Here is a 1,062-nt window from a genome sequence, read left to right as displayed (position 1 = left end):
TAGACATCGTCGGTAAGGCTCCCGAAGAGCTCCTCTTCCTCTACCGTCAGGTAGAAGGCATGAAGAGCCCTCAGCTCCCGAAGGCCAAGAGATTGGTGGAGGTCGCTGCCCATTCAGTCGGTCTGACAGAGGGGCATGTGATGGCACGTATCGAGATCGCCACGCTGCTCACCCAGTACCGTCTGTTACAATCGCAACTCGAGGCACTGACGGATGAACTCATTGAACTTGTCCGTCAGACACCGGATTATGAATATCTTTCCTCGGTCCCGGGCATCGGTGATGTGACGATCATCGAGCTTCTCTCTGAGGTCGGTTCTTTCAAACAGTACAAGGATCCACGCCAACTCATCAAACTAGCGGGCCTGACCCTAAGAGAGAACTCCTCAGGACAACAGAAGGGACAGAAACGCATCTCAAAACGCGGTAGGAAGAGGCTCCGAGCCCTCCTGTTTCGTGTCATGATGCCACTGATCCTTCACAACACTGCATTCAAATCTTTACATGAACATTACACCACGCGAGCAGCCAACCCACTTCGCAAGAAACAGTCGATCGTGGTGCTCTGTGGCAAGCTATTGAAAGTATTACACGCACTCTGTACCAAGCACTGGATGTTTGACGAGCAACGGATGATGGATGACTTCACTTCTCTCCAGTCGGCAGCGTGACCTGAACGTTTGAGTTCTGACAACAAGGATGACACGGAGAAGCCGGCACCATCTATTCCATCCGACCGTCCGCTAGGACGAGTCCACTGAGGAGCATCGCCAGCCTCTGCCTTATGAATAGACCGAACGAAGGAATGTACGCGCTAAGACGCCTAGAGACATGGGAGGGTCCGTCATCATAAGCTACGCAGAGATCCAATGTGCATTGAATAGGACAAAGTATGGGAGCAATTTCTACCAATAAATACAAGCTCCTACAGCGTAGCGTAATGAACAATTGTAATATTCATGAAGAAATACAAAATAATGATAGATATTGGTGACGGAAAATATTTTTTCGGGCACTTGCGATGGTGAAAACCATTGATATATCAACATTTATAGAGGGAGG

The 1,062-nt window shown here is 49.3% G+C and carries 1 protein-coding gene; it reads left to right on the top strand.

Annotated elements, in window-relative coordinates; genetic code table 11:
* Positions 1-671, top strand: a 671-nt coding sequence (locus CF394_RS15365) for a transposase (protein ID WP_133079869.1), incomplete at its 5' end; no start/stop codon positions are given.
* Between the last annotated feature and the right edge of the window lie 391 nt (positions 672-1,062).

The sequence above is a fragment of the Tetzosporium hominis genome, assembly GCF_002265435.1.
Classification (GTDB): domain Bacteria; phylum Bacillota; class Bacilli; order Bacillales_A; family Planococcaceae; genus Chryseomicrobium; species Chryseomicrobium hominis.
The sequence above is the reverse complement of the archived record's forward strand: the minus strand, read 5'-3'. Positions and strand labels throughout refer to the sequence as shown.